This is a genomic window from Sphingobium sp. SA2 (assembly GCF_032227065.1).
In the GTDB taxonomy this organism is placed as follows: Bacteria; Pseudomonadota; Alphaproteobacteria; order Sphingomonadales; family Sphingomonadaceae; genus Sphingobium.
Genome location: NZ_JAPMXX010000006.1, coordinates 2,545,926 through 2,563,533, shown reverse-complemented (window position 1 = coordinate 2,563,533; position 17,608 = coordinate 2,545,926). Strand labels below are relative to the sequence as shown.

The following is a 17,608-nucleotide window of genomic DNA, read 5'->3' as shown; positions in this document are numbered from 1 at the left end:
TCACATGATGCGCTGCACGATGATCCAGGCCGGCACTGTCGCCAGCGCCAGGAACGTCCCCAGCGGGACGCGCGCACCGGCCGCCTTGGCCCGGCCCGTCACCAGCATCACCAACAGACCCGTCGCCGACGCGATCAGCAGGATGAAGGGCAAGGCCTGCCAGCCCATCCATGCGCCGAGCGCGCCCAGCAGCTTGGCATCGCCCAGGCCCAGCCCGTCCCGCCCCCGCACCGCCCGATAGCCCAGCGCAATGGCCAATAGCGCGCCATAGCCCGCCGCTGCACCAATGGCGCGATCGATCAGCGTCACGTCGGTCGCCCACAGGCCGATGGTGAAGCCCAGAAAGGCCAGCGGCAGCGTCAGCGCATCAGGGAGCCAGAAATGCCGCCAATCCAGCACCGCCAGCGTCAGCAGCAACCAGCCGAACATAGCCCAGCCGATGCCGCCCAGATTGGGCATCATGCCCAGCGCCAGCACGCCAATCACGGCGCATCCCGCTTCGACCCGGCCATGCAAAGGGTCGATCGCTGCCCCACAACTGCGGCATCGCCCGCGCTGTATCATCGCGCTGATCAACGGTATCAAATCCCGCGCGCCAACCGTCCGCCCGCACCCGTCGCAGGCCGACCTCCCGCGCATCACGCTGCGGCCCTGTGGCCAGCGCAGAATCAACGTAGCGAGAAAACTGCCCAGGATCGCACCTGCCAGCCCGCCGATCAGCGCCGCGACCGGCTCGATCACAGCGTGCCGTCGACCTTGAGCAACTGCCCGTTGCCGACAGCCGCAAAGCCCGCCAGCCCCAGCGCCCCGGCCAGCGTCGGATCCGCCGTCTCCACCCGCATTTCCGCGGTGTAGCGTCCCGACCGCCAGATGCGCAGGGTCAGCTTTTCCATCCCCGACTGGCTGATCAGCGGCAGCAGCAAGGCATCGCCATCGCAGCTTACGACGCCCGAAAGTCCCTGCGTCAGGTTGAGGCCCGGAAATTGCCCCGCCATCCGCGCCCGCACCCGCCCCTCGGCATGGCCGCAGCGTTCGCCGGCGAAATAGGCGCTGACATCCTCCAGCATCAGGCTGCCCACCGGCAGTGGCGCAAAGGTGCGACCCAGCGGCATTGCACCCGTCACATCGTCGATACCTATCCGGCCGAAACCGACCGTCAAAGCGCCGCCAATATCGTCGGCCAGGCCGTTGCGCCGCTCTATGTCGAATCGCGCCCGGCCGGTCAGCAAGGCAATGGGCGACAGGCCAGCGCGCACGCTCCCCATCGGCATCTCGCCCAGCATCAACTGGTCGATCCGCCCGCTCCACACCGTCCCGCGCACCTCGCGCGCGGCAACGCCCAGCCGCTCCAACCCGGCCAGGCCAAGCGCCACGCGCATGGGCAGGAAGATCAGCAAGCCAAGCGCCAGCGTGACGAGCAGGATGATCCGCATCCGGCGTGAGAGGGTCAGGCCCATCATTGTCCGTTCCCCCGTGCAAGCACGGCCTGCACCGACACGCTGCCCGCCGTAGGCGCAGGCCGCGCGCTCATCGTATCGACGCGCACGCCTTGCGCTTCCAGCGTGGCGAGCCAGCTGAACAGCGCCACCGGGCGAACCGAGGCGATCGCGATGTCCATCCGGTCCGCCCCTTGCGCTTGCGCCCGTTCCAGCGTCAATCCCGCCTCACCCGCGCTCTGGCCAACCAACTGGTCGATCGGCGCGCTCGGTCCTGCCGCCTGCGCATTGCGGGGCAGTGCCTTCAACTGCTTGACCGCCGCGCGAACCGCCGCGTTGCGATCAGTCGCGGCACGCGAGTCGTCGCGCGCCGCGATCTGCGCGCGGTCGAGCGGCATCGCCACCCCGAACCACAGGATCACGCCCGCCAGCAAACCGAACATCACGCCCAGCATCACCTGTTCGCGCGCCGAGCGTTCAGCCCAAAGGCTCTTCATCCGTTCCATCATGACCGCACCGTAATATCCGCCAGCGTTCGCCCGCCCGGATCCTGCGAAGGGGTGGCCGTGATCGTAAAGCCCGCCGCCTGCAGCGCGAGCAGCACGATGTTGATGTCGTCGGCCTTGGCCGAGGCCAGCGTCGCGCGCACCATCCCGTCCGGGTCGCGCGACAGGCTGGTCAGCGCCACACCCGGCGCATCCTGCATCGCGCTCAGCAATCCGGCAACCGGTGCGGTAAAGGCACGCCCACCCGCGCCGCGCGCGGCAAGCTGCCCCTCCATCTCGGCCAGTGCCTGCGCCGGATCACTGGCACCCGGCAGCACTTGCTGCGCCTGAGTCAGACTGTCCCCGTCGAGGCGGCTGGCCTCGCCATAATTTTTCGCAATGCCGATGAGCGCAATCAACAGGCTGGCGAGCAGGATAAAGCCACTCCACAGGGCAATCCGCCCAATCACCCGCTGGTCGATCGACCGCCGCACGCGCTTGGCAAAATCGCCCTGGCGCAGGTCGAGCGGTGGATTGTCGAGCGCGGCGATGGCGCGCCCCTCGATCAGGCCGGGCGACACTTCGGCAATCGGTGCATCGCCGACCAGTGCGTCCGACGCCATATCGCCGGTCAGCGCCATGTCGACACCGCGCAACACGGTTGCGCCGCCAATCTCACCCCGCGCAAAACCGCTTTCCGGCTCAGGCAGCAGCAAAGCGGCCGGCACGATCAGATCGGGGTCCAGCCCATGATGCTGCGCCCATAGCAACCAATGCTGCATGTCGGCGCGGCTGGCGAGCGCGATGATATGCGGCCGGGCGGGATCTTCATTGGCGCAAGGGGCGGCGAACAGCTGGTCCGCTGGCGCGATGCCACCCGCCAGCGCCGCCAACCGCGCCGCCGCCCGCCCCTGCCGCACCGGCAGGTCGGGATGGGCCGTCCAATGCAAGGCCACCAAAGCGGCCGGCGGCACCAGCATCACCCGCGCCTGATCGGGCAAAGCGGCAATGCCGCAGGCGGCGAGCCAATTGGCGCCCACGCCCGACTGCACCAACGCGCCGTCGATCACCCGCATCCAGTGCGGTTCCGCCTCTTCGGCTTCGGGCAGAAAGACGATCAGGGCATCGCGTGCGCTCATGCGCCCGCGCCCCAGCTGCGCCGCACGATCGTCGCCGGGTTCTCCCGCGCGTCGATCAGCGCGCGCTCCACCAATTGCGTTCCCCCGACATTCACCGACACGTCCACTTCGAAAAACCCCGTCGTCAATTTGACCTGCTCCGCCACCTCGGTCATCGGCGACAGGCCGCTAAGCGAAGGCATAGCCCAGAATTGCACCGTGCTGCCGTAGCCGTCCGGTGGCCGCTGCGCCAGCAATTGCCGCGCCTGCGCGACCGACAATTGCCCCGGTAACAGCATCGCAAATAGCGGTGCCTGCGTCGGTAGCAGCGTATTGATGTTGATCGGCGACAAATCCGTGACGGGCAAAGCGCAAACCCATGGCCGCGCCAGATCGTAAATGGCAGGCGTGATGCCGTTGACCGCGCGCAATTCGCTGGCATCGACCATCAATCGGTTTGCCGCGCGATAGGGGCGCGGGGCCTGAGCGTAAGTTTCATCCTCCGCGCCGCCCGGCTGCGCAACGCTGTCGCTATCGATCCAGTCGGCCAGCCCGGCCGCAGCACCCTGCGCCTGTCGCGCATCGACCCCCAGCGCCTGAAGCAAGGCCTGAAATTGCGATACGCCGATGGGCCGGACCTTCAGGCTGGCCTCGCTCTCGCCCGTCACAACACTGTTCAGATTGAAGCAATTGCCGCCATCGGTCACCCGCGCGGTCGCTATGCCGCCGGGGACGGGAATGCTCTGCGGCGTCCCCATCCATCCGCCCGCCAGCGTGATCCTGGCCGGATTGGCCGCGACCAGATCGCCGATCCGCATCCGCGCAATCTGCGTCCCGGCATCGGCATAGGCCCGCGCCTGATCGATCGCGCCGCCATTGCCCGTCATGCGCGTGGCCAGCGCGACCCGTTCGAGCGCGGTCGCGGCGACGACGGACATGACCGCGACCAGCAGCAAGACCGTTAGCAGCGCCGCGCCGCGTTCATTGGGCTTGCGCGGATCAGGCACCGGACGCGCCTTCGACAATCGGTTGCTCGATCGGGCCGGGCGCGACCAGGAATCGCAAGGTGACGGGTGGTTCGCCTGTCCGCGTCAACACCATCTCCACCGCGCGGGGCAGAAGGTCGGGCTGGGTCGGGGTCCAATCGTCGCGCCATTTGCCCTGCGCATCGCGAAATTTCAGGACAACCGCTTCGACATTGTCCAGCAGCGCCGCTGGTTCATCGCCCGCCGCGCCGTCCAGTTGCGCATAGCTGCGCCGCTCCAGCCGCCCCTGCCGCACCCAATATTCGATCTTTTGCAGCGAAGGCCGCGGCAAATCGCCCAGATTGTCCCAACCGCCGCGCACGAACTGCATCACCGGCTGGCCTTCGCCCTCACCGTTCGCCCAAAAGGCTGGCGCGAGCGTGCCGCTCTCCGTGCGGGTGATGCGCGGCACCGCCTGCCCCAGATCGCCCGCCAGCGCCCCGCCCGCGCGCTGGACTGCGGCCATATCGTCAAGCCGCGCCTTGATCTGCGCCTGCGCCGACACGCTATTGCCGAGCAACAACACGCCCGCACTGGCCAACATCGCAAAGATCATCAGCGCGACGAGCAACTCGATCAGCGTGAAGCCAGCGTCCGGACCATTCTCTCCGCTCGCTTCGAGCGAAGTCGAGAAGCCGTTGCTCGACCTGAACGGATGGAGGCGCGAGCGATGCATCACTCCACCACCCGCACGAAACTCAGCACCACCGGCGACGCGCCTGGCTGCCCGTCCACCGTCAAGTCCACCTGCAACAGCCGCTGGTCATCGGTCGGCTTGACGATCCGGCGCCAACGCCAGTTCCGCCCGCCATTGGCGACCGCGCCCTTCTCTTCGCCCACTGAAGGCGGCAAAGGATCGCTCTGCACCTCGACCATCAGGTTGCGCGCGACGATCTGGCCCAAAGCCTTGCTGTCGAGATCGGCGGCGGTCCGCAGCGTCACCCCCTGCAACCGCACCAGCGCCAATGCCGCCAGACTGAAAACCGCCAACGCAACGAGCATTTCGAGCAGCGTGAAGCCACGTTCACATTTGCCGTCACCCCGGACTTGATCCGGGGTCCAGGGCGCAAAGCACTGCCCTGTCTCGCCTCGGACGCGGGGTCCAGCCCGGCATGACAGCGGAGGGGATGGCAGCTTACCCACCGACCATGACCTTCCCGGCCATATCGACCGTCACCAACACCCGCTCACCTTCGCGCGCCAGCGTGACGGTCAGCGGATCGGTCGGCAGCCCCGTGCCGTCAAAGCCGATCTGTTGCCGCCCGTCCTTGCCCACCAAAGCGCGCGTGCCACCCTTCCAATTGGCGGTGACGAACGGCTTGTCCTCCAGCGGCACCCAACGCCCATCCTCGCGGCGCTGGAAACCATAGCCTGACGCCGACACCCACAATCCCATGGGCGCGGCCGTCACGACCGCTTCGTCGCGCGCGGCAGCAACGCGCGCGGCAAAGCGGTCGGCATCCTCGATCACGCGCCCGCGCGGATCGGGGATGGCCATGACGACGGCAGCCGAAATGAAACCGATAATCGTCAGCACGACCATCAGTTCCACAAGCGTGAAGCCCTGTTGGGCGGAACGCCGCACAAAGTTGAACCCACATCCGTTCGTTTCGAGCGAAGTCGAGAAACGAGGCAGAGCCGAGTTCAGCGAAGCTAAACGCTTCTCGACACGCTCGAAGCGAACGGCAGATGAGTTACATCTCGCTAGAATAAATATCCGCATTTTCACTCTCGCCACCCGGCTGTCCATCCGCGCCCAGCGAACTGATGTCGAACGCGCCCTTGCGCCCCGGCACGGTGTAGACATAGGCGCGGCCCCACGGATCGTCGGGCAGCTTCTTGATATAGCCGCCACGGCGGTAGCGCTGCGGCTGGGCCAGCGACGCGGGCGGGTTGAGCAACGCCTGCAACCCGTCGGACCCGGCGGGATAGGTCAGATTGTCGAGCCGATATTGCTCCAGCGCCTGTTCGATCGTGGAAATATCGGCCTTCGCCTTCTCGACCCGCGCGGTGTCGGTCGCGGGAATGACGTTGATCGCCACGATCGTCGCCAGCAGGCCGATGATGACGATCACCACCATCAGTTCGACCAAGGTGAAGCCATCCTCTCCCCGCCTACTATCTCCGTTCGCCCTGAGCCTGTCGAAGGGCACTCCTTTTGCTGAAAAGAAAGAAGGGGCTTCGACACGCTCAGCCCGAACGGATTTTAGCTTAAACATATTCAACTCCTAAGCCCCGGTCAGGCTTTGCAACTGCAAAATCGGCAGCAGGATGGACAGGATGATGACGGCGACGATGCCGCCCATCAATATGATGATGATCGGCTCCAGCATGGCGAGCGCGGTCGAGGTGAACGAGTCGAACTCGCGCTCCAGATAATCCGCCGCGCGCTCCAACATGGTGTCCAGCCGCCCGGCGCTCTCGCCGCTCGCGGCGAGATAGACCAGCAGCGGCGGAAACACACCGGCGCGGCGCAGGGCGGCGGACAGGCTGCCCCCGCCCCGGATGGCTTCGACGATCTCGTCAGACGCCCGGCGCAGCACCCGATTATGCACGGTGTTGGCCGTCAGCGTCAGCCCTTCCATCAACGGCAGGCGGCTCGCCACCATGGTCGACAGCGTGCGCGCCATCCGCGCGGCATGCAGATCGCGGATCAGCTTGCCCAGCACCGGCAGGCCCAGCAGGGTCGCGTCGAACCGATAGCGGAACCGCTCATTCTTGAGCGCGCGCCAGAAGGCGACACCGCCCAGGATCATCGCGATCAGCAACAGCCACCAATAGGCCGCCAGAAACGCCGACAAGCCCATCACCATCCGCGTCAGCAAGGGCAATTCCTGCCCCACCGTGTCGAACTGCTCGACCACCTTGGGTACGACGAAGATCATCAACGCCGCCACCACGAACACCGCAAAGGTCGCCAATACCGATGGATAAGCGATCGCGGTCAACACCTTGGACCGCATCAGCGCCTGCCGTTCCATCAGGTCGGACAATCGCTCCATGATCGTGGGCAGGCTGCCGGAGCTTTCGCCCGCCGAGATCATGGCGCGATAGAGCGGCGGGAAACTTTTCGGCTCCGCGCCCAGCGCATCGGCCAGCCGCCGCCCCTCCATCACGCCCGAATGGACTTTACCCACGACGGCGCGGACATGATCCTGCTCGCTCTGCCGCCCGATCGTGCGCAGCGACTCCTCCAGCGGGCTGACCTGCGTCAGCGTCGCCAATTGTCGCGTGAACAAAGTCAGCTCCTTGGCGCTCAGGCGCGGGCTGCGCAGCGACAGGTTCGCGCGGCTGCGCGCGCTTTCGACCGCGCCCGGCTCCAGCGCGACGATGAACAGCTTGCGCGCGTCCAGCTTGGCGCGCGCCTCCTCGATGCTATCGGCCTTGATCGATCCCTTGCGGTCCTTGCCCGCAGGGTCGATCGCGACATAGTCAAACTCAGCCATCGACGATCGTTTCCGCCTCGACCGAATCGCGCCGCGACACGCGGATCGCCTCTTCCGCCGTGGTCTGTCCGTCGCGCACCAAAGCGCGCGCGGCCGACCCCAGATTGGGCGCATTGAGGAAGGCATGGCGCGCAATCAGCGATTCGTCGCCACCATCATTGATCAGGCGGCGGATCGTATCATCGACGCGGATCGCCTCGAACACGCCGATCCGGCCCTTGTAACCCGTGCCGTTACACTCGTCGCAGCCGCGCGCGCGATAGATGATCGTGCCGGGATCGAAACCCAGCAACGCGCTGGCCGACTTGTCCGCCTGCACCGGCTCGCGGCAGCTCTGGCACAAGCGCCGCACCAGCCGCTGGGCGATCACCGCGCGCAGCGTGGACGCCAGCAGGAACGGTTCGACCCGCATGTCGCGCATCCGCGTGATCGCCCCGACCGCGTCATTGGTATGGACGGTGGACAACACCAGATGCCCGGTGAGCGATGCCTGCACTGCAATCTCCGCCGTCTCGCGATCGCGGATTTCGCCGACCATCACCACGTCGGGATCTTGCCGCAAAATCGCGCGGAGCCCAGCCGCGAAGGTCAGCCCGACCTTGGCATTCACCTGAGTCTGGCCAACGCCCTCCATCGCATATTCGACCGGGTCTTCGACGGTCAGAATGTTGCGTGATCCGTCGTTCAACTGGCGCAAACCGGCATAGAGCGTGGTCGTCTTGCCCGACCCGGTCGGCCCGGTGACCAGGATGATGCCATTGGGTTCGCTCAATCCTTCGCGGAAAATCCGATCCGGCGTGCCGTTCATGCCGAGCAGGTCGAGCGTAATCCCCGCATTCTCCTTGTCGAGAATACGCAGCACCACCCGCTCGCCCGCCCGGCTTGGCAGGGTGGACACACGCACGTCGAGCAGCTTGCCGCCCAGCGTCAGGCCGATGCGCCCATCCTGCGGCACCCGCCGCTCGGCAATGTCGAGCCGCGCCATCACCTTGATGCGGCTGACCACAACCGGCGCGACATGCGGCGGCATGCGCAGCGTTTCGCGCAGAACGCCATCCACGCGCATGCGAACGATCAGGCCCGTTTCATAGGGTTCGATATGAATATCCGACACGCCCTGCCGCGCGGCTTCGGCGATGATGCCGTTGATCAGGCGGATTGCGGGCGCATCGTCCGCACTGTCCAGCAGATCGTCGGCCGTTGGAATGTCAGCGGCAAGAATATCCAATTCGTCCGCGCCGACATCCAGCGATCCCGCCATCGCGGCTGCGCTGCCCTCCATCGCATAATGGTTGGACAGATGCCGGTCGAACTCGGCGGGCGTCGTGAAAACGACATCGAAACTGCGCGCCAGATGACGCCGCACCTCCAGCAGCACGCGCGGATCGCTCCCCTCCCGCACGCCGATCGTCAACCGCTCGCCCTCGATCAGCAGCATGACGACGCCATTCTTGCGCGCGAAGGTGTAGGGAATGTCGATGGGCCGCGGCGGCGCGGGGGGAAAAGTCCCGATGCCGGAAGCAGCGTCCGCTGGCATGGCTGAACCCGTGTCGCTCACTGCTGACCTCCGCTTGGGGGCAGATACACCGGCCGCACCACGCCGCTCGACTGCCGCACGATCGGCTCGATCACGTCCGGCTGCGCAGGCGCCACCACCGCATCGGTCGGCTGCGGCGGCAATGGCGGTGTCGCCCCCATATAGTCGCGGACCAGCTCATCGATGGTCGGCTCCATGTCGGGATTACGCTGCAACTGCATCCCCCGAACATAGCCATAGCGCTGCTGCGTCAGCTTCTGCGCATCCTCCTTCGATCGCAGGATCGTCGGCCGGATGAATACCATCAGGTTCGTCTTGGTCCGGCTGCGGCTGCGCGACTTGAACAATTCGCCCAGACCCGGAATGTCCGACAGCAACGGAATCCGCTCGATCGTCTTGCGCTCATTATCATCGAGCAAGCCGCCCAGCGCCAATATCTCGCCATCATCGACCGTGACCGTGGTTTCGATCTCGCGCTTGTTGATGATCAGGTCGCTGCTCGAATTGCTCACCGGCCCGGCGACGCTCGACACTTCCTGCCGCAGGAACAGCTTGATCGCGCCGCCCGTATTGATCTGCGGCTTCACCTCCAGCTTGATGCCGACATCCTGACGCTGCACGGTACGGAACTGGTTATCAAAATTCTGGCTCAGCGCCTCGCCGGTCGTCACCGGCACCTGCTGCCCGACCAAAATCGACGCCTTCTGATTGTCCAGCGTCATAACCGATGGCGTGGACAGCAGGTTGCTCTCCGTATCGGACTTCACCGCATTGATGATCGCGCCGAAAATGCCATTCTTGCCGATGCTCCCACCAAGGCCCGCGATCGCCCCGGTCGCACTGGTCAGGCTGTTGATCGCCGCCTGCTGCAAGGTGCTGGCCAGGTCGCCGCTATTCTGCACCTCGGTCGTGGTCCGCGTGCCGTCGGGCGCGACCACAGTCGTTGTCGTCGTGCCCAGCTGAGTCGCGCCATAGGCTCCCGCCAGTGTCAGCAAATTGGGCGATGCGTTGGAATAGTTGGAGGCAGCAAAGCCGGTCGAAGTGCTGCCGAGCAGGAATTGTACGCCAAGCTTCTTGGCCGCCGCATCGCTGATCTCGACGATGATCGCCTCCACCAGTACCTGTTCGCGGCGCGTGTCGATCTGGCGGATCGTCTCGCCCAGCATTCGCTGCACATCGCTATTGGCCGCAACGATGATTGCGTTCGCGCCTTCGTAACGGGTGACGATCGCCGGACCACGGGTCGAAATGCCACTCCCACTGGAGGAACCCGAAGACGCAGCCGCAACCGGGGCCGCGGCCTGCGACGCGGGCGCACCCGCACCGGCCGCTGGCGTAGACGCCGTCACGGGCTGATTGGTCGACTGCCCCACCAACTGTTGCAACACCGGCAACAGCTTTTCGGCATCGGCATGTTCCAGCCAATAGACGCGGATTTCGGTGCCGCTCGCGGCCTGCTGGTCGAGCTGACGCGCCATGGCAGAGAGGCGGGCGACGGTATTGGCATCGCCCCGGATGGCAATCGCGTTGCTGCTATCGATCGGCACCACGGTAGCGGCCGAAGCCACCGCATTCTCCCCGCCACCGCTGCTCGCCACCAACGCCTGCAGTGACGTCGCAATCTCGCGCGCACCGGCATTTTTCAGCATCACCATCTGCGTCGCCGACGTGTCGCGATCGACGCGCGCGATCACCTGGCGGATGCGGGCGATATTATCGGCATAATCGGCCACCACCACGCTGTTGCCCGCGCGGTTGGCGGTCACTGACCCTTCCTTGCTGACCAGCGGGCGTAGCGTTTCCAACGCACTCGCCGCATCGATCGAGCGCAGGCGGAACACCTCGGTCACGAAGCTGTTGCGGCTGGCACCACGGCCGACGCTGCTCGGCTGGCCCGACGCGCCATCGGCGGGCTGGATGCGATAGGCACCGCCCGGCGCTGGCACCGCCACCAGGCCATTGGCGCGCAGCGTGGACAGCACGATCTCGAAATATTCGGAACGCGAGAGCGGCCGGTCGGTCACGACCGACACCTTCCCCTGCACCCGATTGTCGATGATGAAGGTACGCCCCGTCACCCGCGCCGCGTCCTGAATGAAGGCGCGAATATCGGCATCGCGGACGTTGAGCGTCTGCTGCGCCATCAGCGGTGCGGCGATCGGCGTCGCCAGCGCGAGGGCAAGAGCGGCGGTATGGAGGAGTTTGCGGGTCATTGGCCTTGCACGATCAAGTTGACGGAGGCGACGGCAGCGCCGCGCTCCACGGTCAGGGACAGGCGCGCACCGGGCGCGATCTGGTTCTGGATGGATTGCAGGTCGCCGATCGGCTGACCGTTGATCTGGGTGACGATGTCGCCGGGGCGGAAACCGGCGCTGGCAAAGCCCGGTCCCTTGGCGCTCACCGCCAGGCCTGTGACCCGGCCATTTTGCATCCGGGGCGCAAAACCGATGTCGCGCTTCAAACTGTCCGCCGTAGGCCCGGACCCGATCGGCGCAACCGACCCTTCGCCCGGTGATGGTGATGCGTCGACAGAAGGCGCGCCACCTTCGGGCGCGGCGGCGGGTGCCGGGGTCGATTGATCGATGAAAATCTGCTCTTCCGCCCCGCCTCGGTCGATCGTCACATGGTCGAACGCAACAGCCTTCAACACCACGCCGGGCATGATTTCATCACCCACGGCAAAGCTGTTCTGCACGCCGTCGGGCGATGCGATGATCGCAGAACCCAGCCCCGACCCTTCATTGACGCGCACGCCGTAAAGGGTGAGCGCCAGCGACGTGACCACGCCATTGCCCGACGGTGTCGGCGCATCGCTGCGGAAGAAGGGGTCGAAGGACGCGAACAACGCCTGCCGCGCGCTGGGCGACAGGATTTGCGCTTGACGGCCCTCCCATGGTCCGAAGCTGCCGACCGGCACCACGACTGCCCAGACGAGCCGCACCAATTGCAACGCCAGCAGCATCAACAGGCCGCGCTCCAACAGGCGCCACCCGTCGAACGGCGGCAAGCCCCGCGGTCTACGCTCGCTCCACCCGCGCACAGTCTGGCCGAACGGCACTCGCATGATCTGATGAAGCCCCCTTTGATGTGGGAGCCTGCTAGGCATTTCTTCTTACGGCAAGATGACGTTTGTATGACTGTAATATGACATGATGGTAGGCACGCACATCACTTGCATTTTGGCGGCTGAACGATAGCAACGGCGGCGTCTTTACCGCATCCGACCGCCATTGCAGGACCGACCATGACGGACCAGACCATCACCGCCGCCGCCGACGGCGATCCAGCCTGGATCGGCGCGCACGCCCGCGTGCAGCGCGTGCCGAACAAGGAACTGACCCTGTTCATCCTGCGCGATTTTCTCTCCGCGCAGGATTGCGCCGCGCTGATCGAGCGAATCGACGCCCAGCGTCGCCCCTCCACCATCGCCGACGCCAATGGTGACGGCTATTTCCGCACCAGCGAAACTTGCGATCTCGATCATGGCGACCCGTTCGTCGCGGCCATCAACGCCCGGCTCGACGCCTTTACCGGGATCGCGACCGCCTATGGCGAACCGATCCAGGGCCAGCGCTATGATGTCGGGCAGGAATTCAAGGCGCACACCGATTATTTCGACCCCAAGGGCGCGGACTATGCGACCTATTGCTCGGTCGCGGGCAACCGCACCTGGACGTTGATGGTCTATCTCAACGAACCGACCGCCGGCGGCGCGACCCGCTTCACCAAAATCGGCAAGACGGTCCAGCCCCAGACCGGCAAGCTGCTCGCCTGGAACAACCGTCTGGCACCCGGTCAGCCGAACCCCGCCAGCATCCATCACGGCATGAAGGTGCGCAGCGGCGTCAAGCATGTCATCACCAAATGGTATCGCGAAAAGCCCTGGGGCTGAACGGATGCGAGGACCGCCATAAGCGTCCAGACGCAAAACGACCGGCTCGCACGAAACGAGCCGGTCGCTTGGCAAACCGCAGGGCCGCGTGCAGGCGGCCCCTTGGCTTATATCAGAATGCCACCGTCATCGACGCGGCAATCGTGGTGCCGATCTTGTAACGGTTATAATAGACGCGGTTACCGTCCTGTTCCTGGAACTCCTGGAACTTGCGGCCCAATATGTTGCGGGCTTCGAACTTGAACTCGCTGTTGATGCCGCCCGGCAGCTTGACGCCCTGCCGTGCCACGAAGTCGAGTTGGACGCCCGGCCGTTCCTTGATGTCCGGCTGCAGGTTGGGACCGCGGCTGGTCACGCGGTCGCTGGCATAGGTCAGCAACAGCGTCTGCTGCGACAGCTTGTCGGTGTCTTCAAGGCCGATCTGCAGGTTGACCAGATGGTCCGACTGACCCGTCAACGGCACGCCGTCGAGGAAGAAGTCGGACGCGGCTGGCGGATCACCCACGGTGTAGGTGTAGGGGATAGTCGTATCGCCATCCTGCACCTTCAGTTCCGACTGGGTGTAGGTGTAGTTGCCGATCAGTACAATGCGGCGGCTCTGGAAGAAGGACGAATCCGACCAGCCGTCGAGCGGGATATATTTCTGCACTTCCAACTCGGCGCCATAGAGCGTCGCTTCGGGCGCATTGGCAAAGCTGGTGGTGACATTATAGGTGTCGGTGATCGTGGTGTAGGTTTCGATCGGATTGTCGATCTTCTTGTAGAAAGCCGCAACCGTAATCCGCTCGTCACGTCCCATATACCATTCCGCCCGAACGTCGGCGTTCCACAACTCGCTGTCCTGCAAGAAGGGGTTGCCGCGGAAGAAACGGTTGGATTCGGTGTCGAGATAAGGCTGGGCAATCAATTCGCGGAATTGCGGCCGGGCAATCGTCTTGGACGCACTGGCGCGCAACTGCAGACCCCTGGCCGCTTCAACCGTAACCGTCATGGCTGGCAGCCAATAATCGTTGCGGATATCGTTGAACGGCGTCAGGCCCGTACTGTAGACGTCCACGCCGGTTACCGACATGTCGCCCTTTTCGTAACGAACACCGGCGTTGATCGACAGGCCGGGGAACAGTTCCGCCTGCACCTGGCCATAGCCGGCATGGGTCCGCAGCGCTGCGTCATAAACGGGGTAGTTGCCCGAAAATTCCAGCAAGCCGATATCATAGAGCTGGATCGACGCATCCGACAGCAGGAAGTCGGGACGCAATTGCTGCACGGGGATCGGCAGGTTCACCGCATCGAAGTGCAGTTCGTAACGCGACGACCGACGCTTGGTATCGTTGAAGGCATAGCCTGCCGTCAGCGAGAAGCCCGGTGCGATCTTGTAGCTCAGATCGACGCCCGCGAACCACAGATCTTCGTTCAGGTCGCTGAACGTGACCGACGCATCACCGCGTTGACGGTTGAGCGCATTGACGAAACGGTCACCGACCGGATCGATCGCCAGATCGCGATTGGTGCGAACATAGACGAACTCGCGCTCATAGGGCGCTTCCCGCTGCGAATTGGCAAAGCCGCCGCGCATGTCGAGGCTGAGCGCATCGGACAGCTTGAACTCGCCGACCAACTGCGTGTCGATCAACTGCCGCTCATACCAGGCGGTATTCTGCTGCAGGAAGTCGGCTTCCTGGATGGTGCCATCATTCTGACCGATCGCCAGCGCGCTGCGCTTCAACGTGTCGCGAATATAGAGGTTGGTCCAGCGCAACTTCTGGTCACCCAGTTCCAGTCCGAAGCCGACGAGGCCGTTGACCGTGACTTCATTGTCAGTGCTGACCTGATTATAGCTGCGGCCCGCACCGGCTGCGACGTCGAGCGACGCCTGCTGCAGGTTTTCGCGGGTGCGCCACTTGTTGCTGTAGGAAGCGGTTGCGATCACACCCAACCGCCCATCGCTGCCGATATCGACGGCGGTGCCGCCATTGATCGAGCCCGAAAAGTTGAAGGGCGCGCTGTTGGTCCGCTGAACGACCGATGTGGCGGAGTTCAGGAACTGCATCGAAATGGCCTGCTGGTCGGCCCGGCTGAGATTCGGGAATGGCACGCCGCTATTGATCGCCTGCTGAAGCAGCGGCGGTACATCGCGCGAGCTGTCGTCGAAACCGGTCCAGTCGGACTTGGCCCCATAATGGGTATAGCCCATCTGACCCGACGTTTCGGTATTGGCCGAGCTGCCAACGCCGATTTCCAGATAGCTTTCGCTCGGAATGGCCTTGGTCGTCAGGTTGATGACGCCGCCGCCGAATTCGCCGGGGAAGTTGACCGAATAGGTCTTCTGCACCAGCGTCGAAGCGATCACGCTGGTCGGGAAAATGTCGAGCGGAACGACGCGCTTCAAGGGTTCGGGGCTTGGCAGCGGCGAGCCGTTGAGTAGGGCGAGCGAATAGCGATCGCCAAGACCACGGACATAGACATAGCCGCCCGACACGACCGACAGGCCGGTCACGCGCTGGAGCGAACCGGCGATATCGCCTTCGCCCGTGCGGCGGATGTCGGCGGCGGACAGTACGTTCACCACCTGCGGCGCGGCCTGCGACACATTGCTGGTACGACGGCCGGTGACGACGATGTCGGCACCAGGGATCGACACATCGACCCCGTCCTGCTGCGCGTCTTCTTGGGCAGCGGCGGGCGACACGGCACCACCGGCGTCGATTTGCGCCATGGCCGCAGGCGCGACCAGAGCGGATGAAATCAGGAGCAGGCGCGCCAGGCTGAGCGGCTTCGACATGCTAAATGTCCCCCTTTGGGATATGCAGTGCAAAAGAAGGCGGGGAAGCGCAGATGCACGCTCCCCCGCCCCTGTTGAGGTCGTGGGTCCGATCAGGTCGTCGGAATGGCGGTGCAGTTACCGCTGGTGCTGCCGAAGCTGGCGGTCACCGAGTTGCAGGTCCAACCGGCATACCAGGTGTCGCTGCTGTCCTTGACCGCACCGATATAGTTGGTGGTGTCGAACGCTGCGTCGAGCGTCTTGGGATCGATCGCGGTGCGAGCCGTTTCGGTCGCACCGTTGATGAACAGGCTGGTCAGCGACGGCGTGTAGCTGATCGTGCTGTTCGCACCGGCTTCGAAGATCGACTGAACGGCGGCGGCATCGACGCCACGGCTGCCCTTGAACGGCGTGCTGTTGCACTGCATCACAACCGAGATGTAGCGCGGCTTGCCCGCGTCCTGCAGCGCCGTGTCGGCGTCGCGGGTCGTGGTCGTGCTGTCGATACGCAGGCAGCTGTTGGTCGGCGCGACGATGATGCCGTTGGCCAGCGTCAGGTCCGCACCGCCGCGCAGCAGCATGGCCGAACCGTTGCTGCCCGTGGTCGAACGGTGGATGTAGGTGAAGTTCGCCATCTTCAGATACTGACGCGGCAGCGCATCTTCGCCATTGTTCGCGGCCGAACCACCGTTGGAGTCGGTTTCGAGGAAGCCGTCACCAATGTCGTTGCCAGCGCGCTGGGCGCTGATGACATATTGCACGGTGCCGCGATAGCCGACGTCGGAGTCGAAGTTATCGTCTTCGTTGCCGGTCAACACCAGATGCTTGAAGTGGACGTTGCCGCCGAAGGCTTCGATGCCATCGTCCGAGCTGTTGTGAACCTGGATGTGGTCAAGCTGCGTGCCGCTGCCGACGCCCGAAGGGGTCAGACCCTGCAATTCGCTGCCACCGGCGAGCGCGAAGCCCGAATAGCGGATCTGCACATAGGACATGCGACCCGAATTGTCGGCATCGTTGGCGCCGCCATACAGAGCGCCGCTGCTGCCTTCTGTGTCACGTTCGCACGCGACCGTGCCGGCCGCTGCTGCAGGCGCGATGCAATCGGTGATCCGCGCACGGCCAAGCAGCACGACGCCGCCCCACTGCTGCGACGTCTGATCGTCGGCGTTGCCCAGGACGTTCGATTCGCTGGTGAAGATGATCGGCTGCGATGGCGTGCCAACAGCATTGATCTTGTTGCCGCGGTTGACGGCCAGATAGGCCGCACCCGTGGTCGCAAACACGACAACGCCGGGCTCGATGTTCAGCGTGACTTCGGTGTTGGTGCTGGCGGCACCCTGGTCGGTGCCGACATCGACACGGCCGGGGAGCGAGTAAAGAACACCGGCAACCTTCGGCAAGGTGGTGCTTTCCGTAAAGCGGGTCGGGAAACCACAGTTCAGCCAGGTGTTGCCGTTCTTGTCCGAAATGGTGCCGCGCGCGGTCAGGTCAGCCGAACCGGAGATGTTGGGGCATTCCGCCGCCGGGGTCACGCCGGTCGGCGTGGGGGTCGGCGTTGGCGTGGGGGTTGGCGTCGGCGTTGGCGTTGGCGCGGGAATGACGATAGTGCCTTCGCCGGGCGAGGAGATGTCGTCTGCGCCGCAAGCGCTCAGACCGACGCAAGCGCAGCTCGCCATCAGGATCGTTTGGATACGGTTAATCTTGGCCATGTCGTCTCCGCTCCGGCTGCTGCCGGGATATGTTCAGGATGCGGAGCGCAGGGGAATTTCGAATCGGATAACGCCCCCTGTCACCCTCAAGCAGGGCAAATAGGCGCGGGAGGTGACAGGCTTGTTGGTATTCCGTGACATTGGAGCGTCATTTACATGACGCTTTTATGACTTTCATGTCATTAAGGTGACAGTCGTC

15 protein-coding genes and 1 pseudogene are annotated in these 17,608 nt (G+C 64.7%); 1 reads left to right on the top strand and 15 read right to left on the bottom strand.

Annotated elements, in window-relative coordinates:
* The 13 genes and pseudogenes from OVY48_RS20085 to OVY48_RS20025 all read right to left on the bottom strand — a co-directional run bounded on the left by OVY48_RS20085 (position 1) and on the right by OVY48_RS20025 (position 12,111).
* Positions 1–741: an A24 family peptidase gene (locus OVY48_RS20085; protein WP_313924193.1), complete on the bottom strand. Its 741-nt coding sequence runs from the start codon at positions 739–741 to the stop codon at positions 1–3.
* The gene (locus OVY48_RS20080; RefSeq protein WP_313924192.1) at positions 738–1,460 is read right to left on the bottom strand and encodes a type II secretion system protein N; all 723 of its coding nucleotides are present in this window, start codon (positions 1,458–1,460) and stop codon (positions 738–740) included. Before OVY48_RS20080 ends, OVY48_RS20085 begins: the two co-directional genes overlap by 4 nt.
* Entirely contained in the window at positions 1,457–1,945 is a 489-nt protein-coding gene (locus tag OVY48_RS20075; RefSeq protein ID WP_313924191.1) for a type II secretion system protein M, read from the bottom strand. The genes OVY48_RS20080 and OVY48_RS20075 overlap by 4 nt, the downstream gene beginning before the upstream one ends.
* Positions 1,942–3,060, bottom strand: a complete 1,119-nt coding sequence (gspL, locus tag OVY48_RS20070) for a type II secretion system protein GspL (protein ID WP_313924190.1) — start codon at positions 3,058–3,060, stop codon at positions 1,942–1,944. Before gspL ends, OVY48_RS20075 begins: the two co-directional genes overlap by 4 nt.
* Complete coding sequence (gspK, locus tag OVY48_RS20065; protein WP_313924189.1) at positions 3,057–4,046, bottom strand: type II secretion system minor pseudopilin GspK; 990 nt, start codon at positions 4,044–4,046, stop codon at positions 3,057–3,059. The genes gspL and gspK overlap by 4 nt, the downstream gene beginning before the upstream one ends.
* Positions 4,039–4,740: a type II secretion system minor pseudopilin GspJ gene (gene gspJ / locus OVY48_RS20060; RefSeq protein WP_313924188.1), complete on the bottom strand. Its 702-nt coding sequence runs from the start codon at positions 4,738–4,740 to the stop codon at positions 4,039–4,041. The genes gspK and gspJ overlap by 8 nt, the downstream gene beginning before the upstream one ends.
* Positions 4,740–5,090: pseudogene (gene gspI / locus OVY48_RS20055) on the bottom strand (type II secretion system minor pseudopilin GspI); the annotation flags it as partial. The pseudogene gspI and the gene gspJ, both read right to left, overlap by 1 nt.
* A 109-nt stretch (positions 5,091–5,199) precedes the next feature.
* A complete protein-coding gene (locus tag OVY48_RS20050; protein ID WP_313924187.1) occupies positions 5,200–5,649 on the bottom strand; it encodes a GspH/FimT family pseudopilin in 450 nt (149 codons plus the stop codon).
* A 109-nt stretch (positions 5,650–5,758) separates the two neighbouring features.
* On the bottom strand, positions 5,759–6,283 hold the full coding sequence (gspG, locus tag OVY48_RS20045) for a type II secretion system major pseudopilin GspG (protein WP_037472883.1): 525 nt from the start codon (positions 6,281–6,283) through the stop codon (positions 5,759–5,761).
* A 9-nt stretch (positions 6,284–6,292) separates the two neighbouring features.
* Positions 6,293–7,510 (bottom strand): type II secretion system inner membrane protein GspF, encoded by a 1,218-nt coding sequence (gene gspF / locus OVY48_RS20040; RefSeq protein ID WP_096060596.1) that lies wholly within the window; start codon positions 7,508–7,510, stop codon positions 6,293–6,295.
* A complete protein-coding gene (gspE, locus tag OVY48_RS20035) occupies positions 7,503–9,047 on the bottom strand; it encodes a type II secretion system ATPase GspE (RefSeq protein ID WP_313924855.1) in 1,545 nt (514 codons plus the stop codon). The genes gspF and gspE overlap by 8 nt, the downstream gene beginning before the upstream one ends.
* A gap of 17 nt (positions 9,048–9,064) precedes the next feature.
* On the bottom strand, positions 9,065–11,260 hold the full coding sequence (gene gspD, locus OVY48_RS20030; RefSeq protein ID WP_313924186.1) for a type II secretion system secretin GspD: 2,196 nt from the start codon (positions 11,258–11,260) through the stop codon (positions 9,065–9,067).
* Entirely contained in the window at positions 11,257–12,111 is an 855-nt protein-coding gene (locus tag OVY48_RS20025; protein WP_313924185.1) for a type II secretion system protein N, read from the bottom strand. The genes gspD and OVY48_RS20025 overlap by 4 nt, the downstream gene beginning before the upstream one ends.
* Positions 12,112–12,291: 180 nt before the next feature.
* On the opposite strand from OVY48_RS20025, the gene OVY48_RS20020 reads away from it, so the two are divergent.
* On the top strand, positions 12,292–12,939 hold the full coding sequence (locus OVY48_RS20020; protein WP_313924184.1) for a 2OG-Fe(II) oxygenase: 648 nt from the start codon (positions 12,292–12,294) through the stop codon (positions 12,937–12,939).
* A 112-nt stretch (positions 12,940–13,051) separates the two neighbouring features.
* Here OVY48_RS20020 and OVY48_RS20015 read toward each other — a convergent pair whose 3' ends face one another.
* The gene (locus OVY48_RS20015) at positions 13,052–15,721 is read right to left on the bottom strand and encodes a TonB-dependent receptor domain-containing protein (protein WP_313924183.1); all 2,670 of its coding nucleotides are present in this window, start codon (positions 15,719–15,721) and stop codon (positions 13,052–13,054) included.
* A 92-nt stretch (positions 15,722–15,813) separates the two neighbouring features.
* Complete coding sequence (locus tag OVY48_RS20010; RefSeq protein ID WP_313924182.1) at positions 15,814–17,409, bottom strand: hypothetical protein; 1,596 nt, start codon at positions 17,407–17,409, stop codon at positions 15,814–15,816.
* Positions 17,410–17,608: the final 199 nt, after the last annotated feature.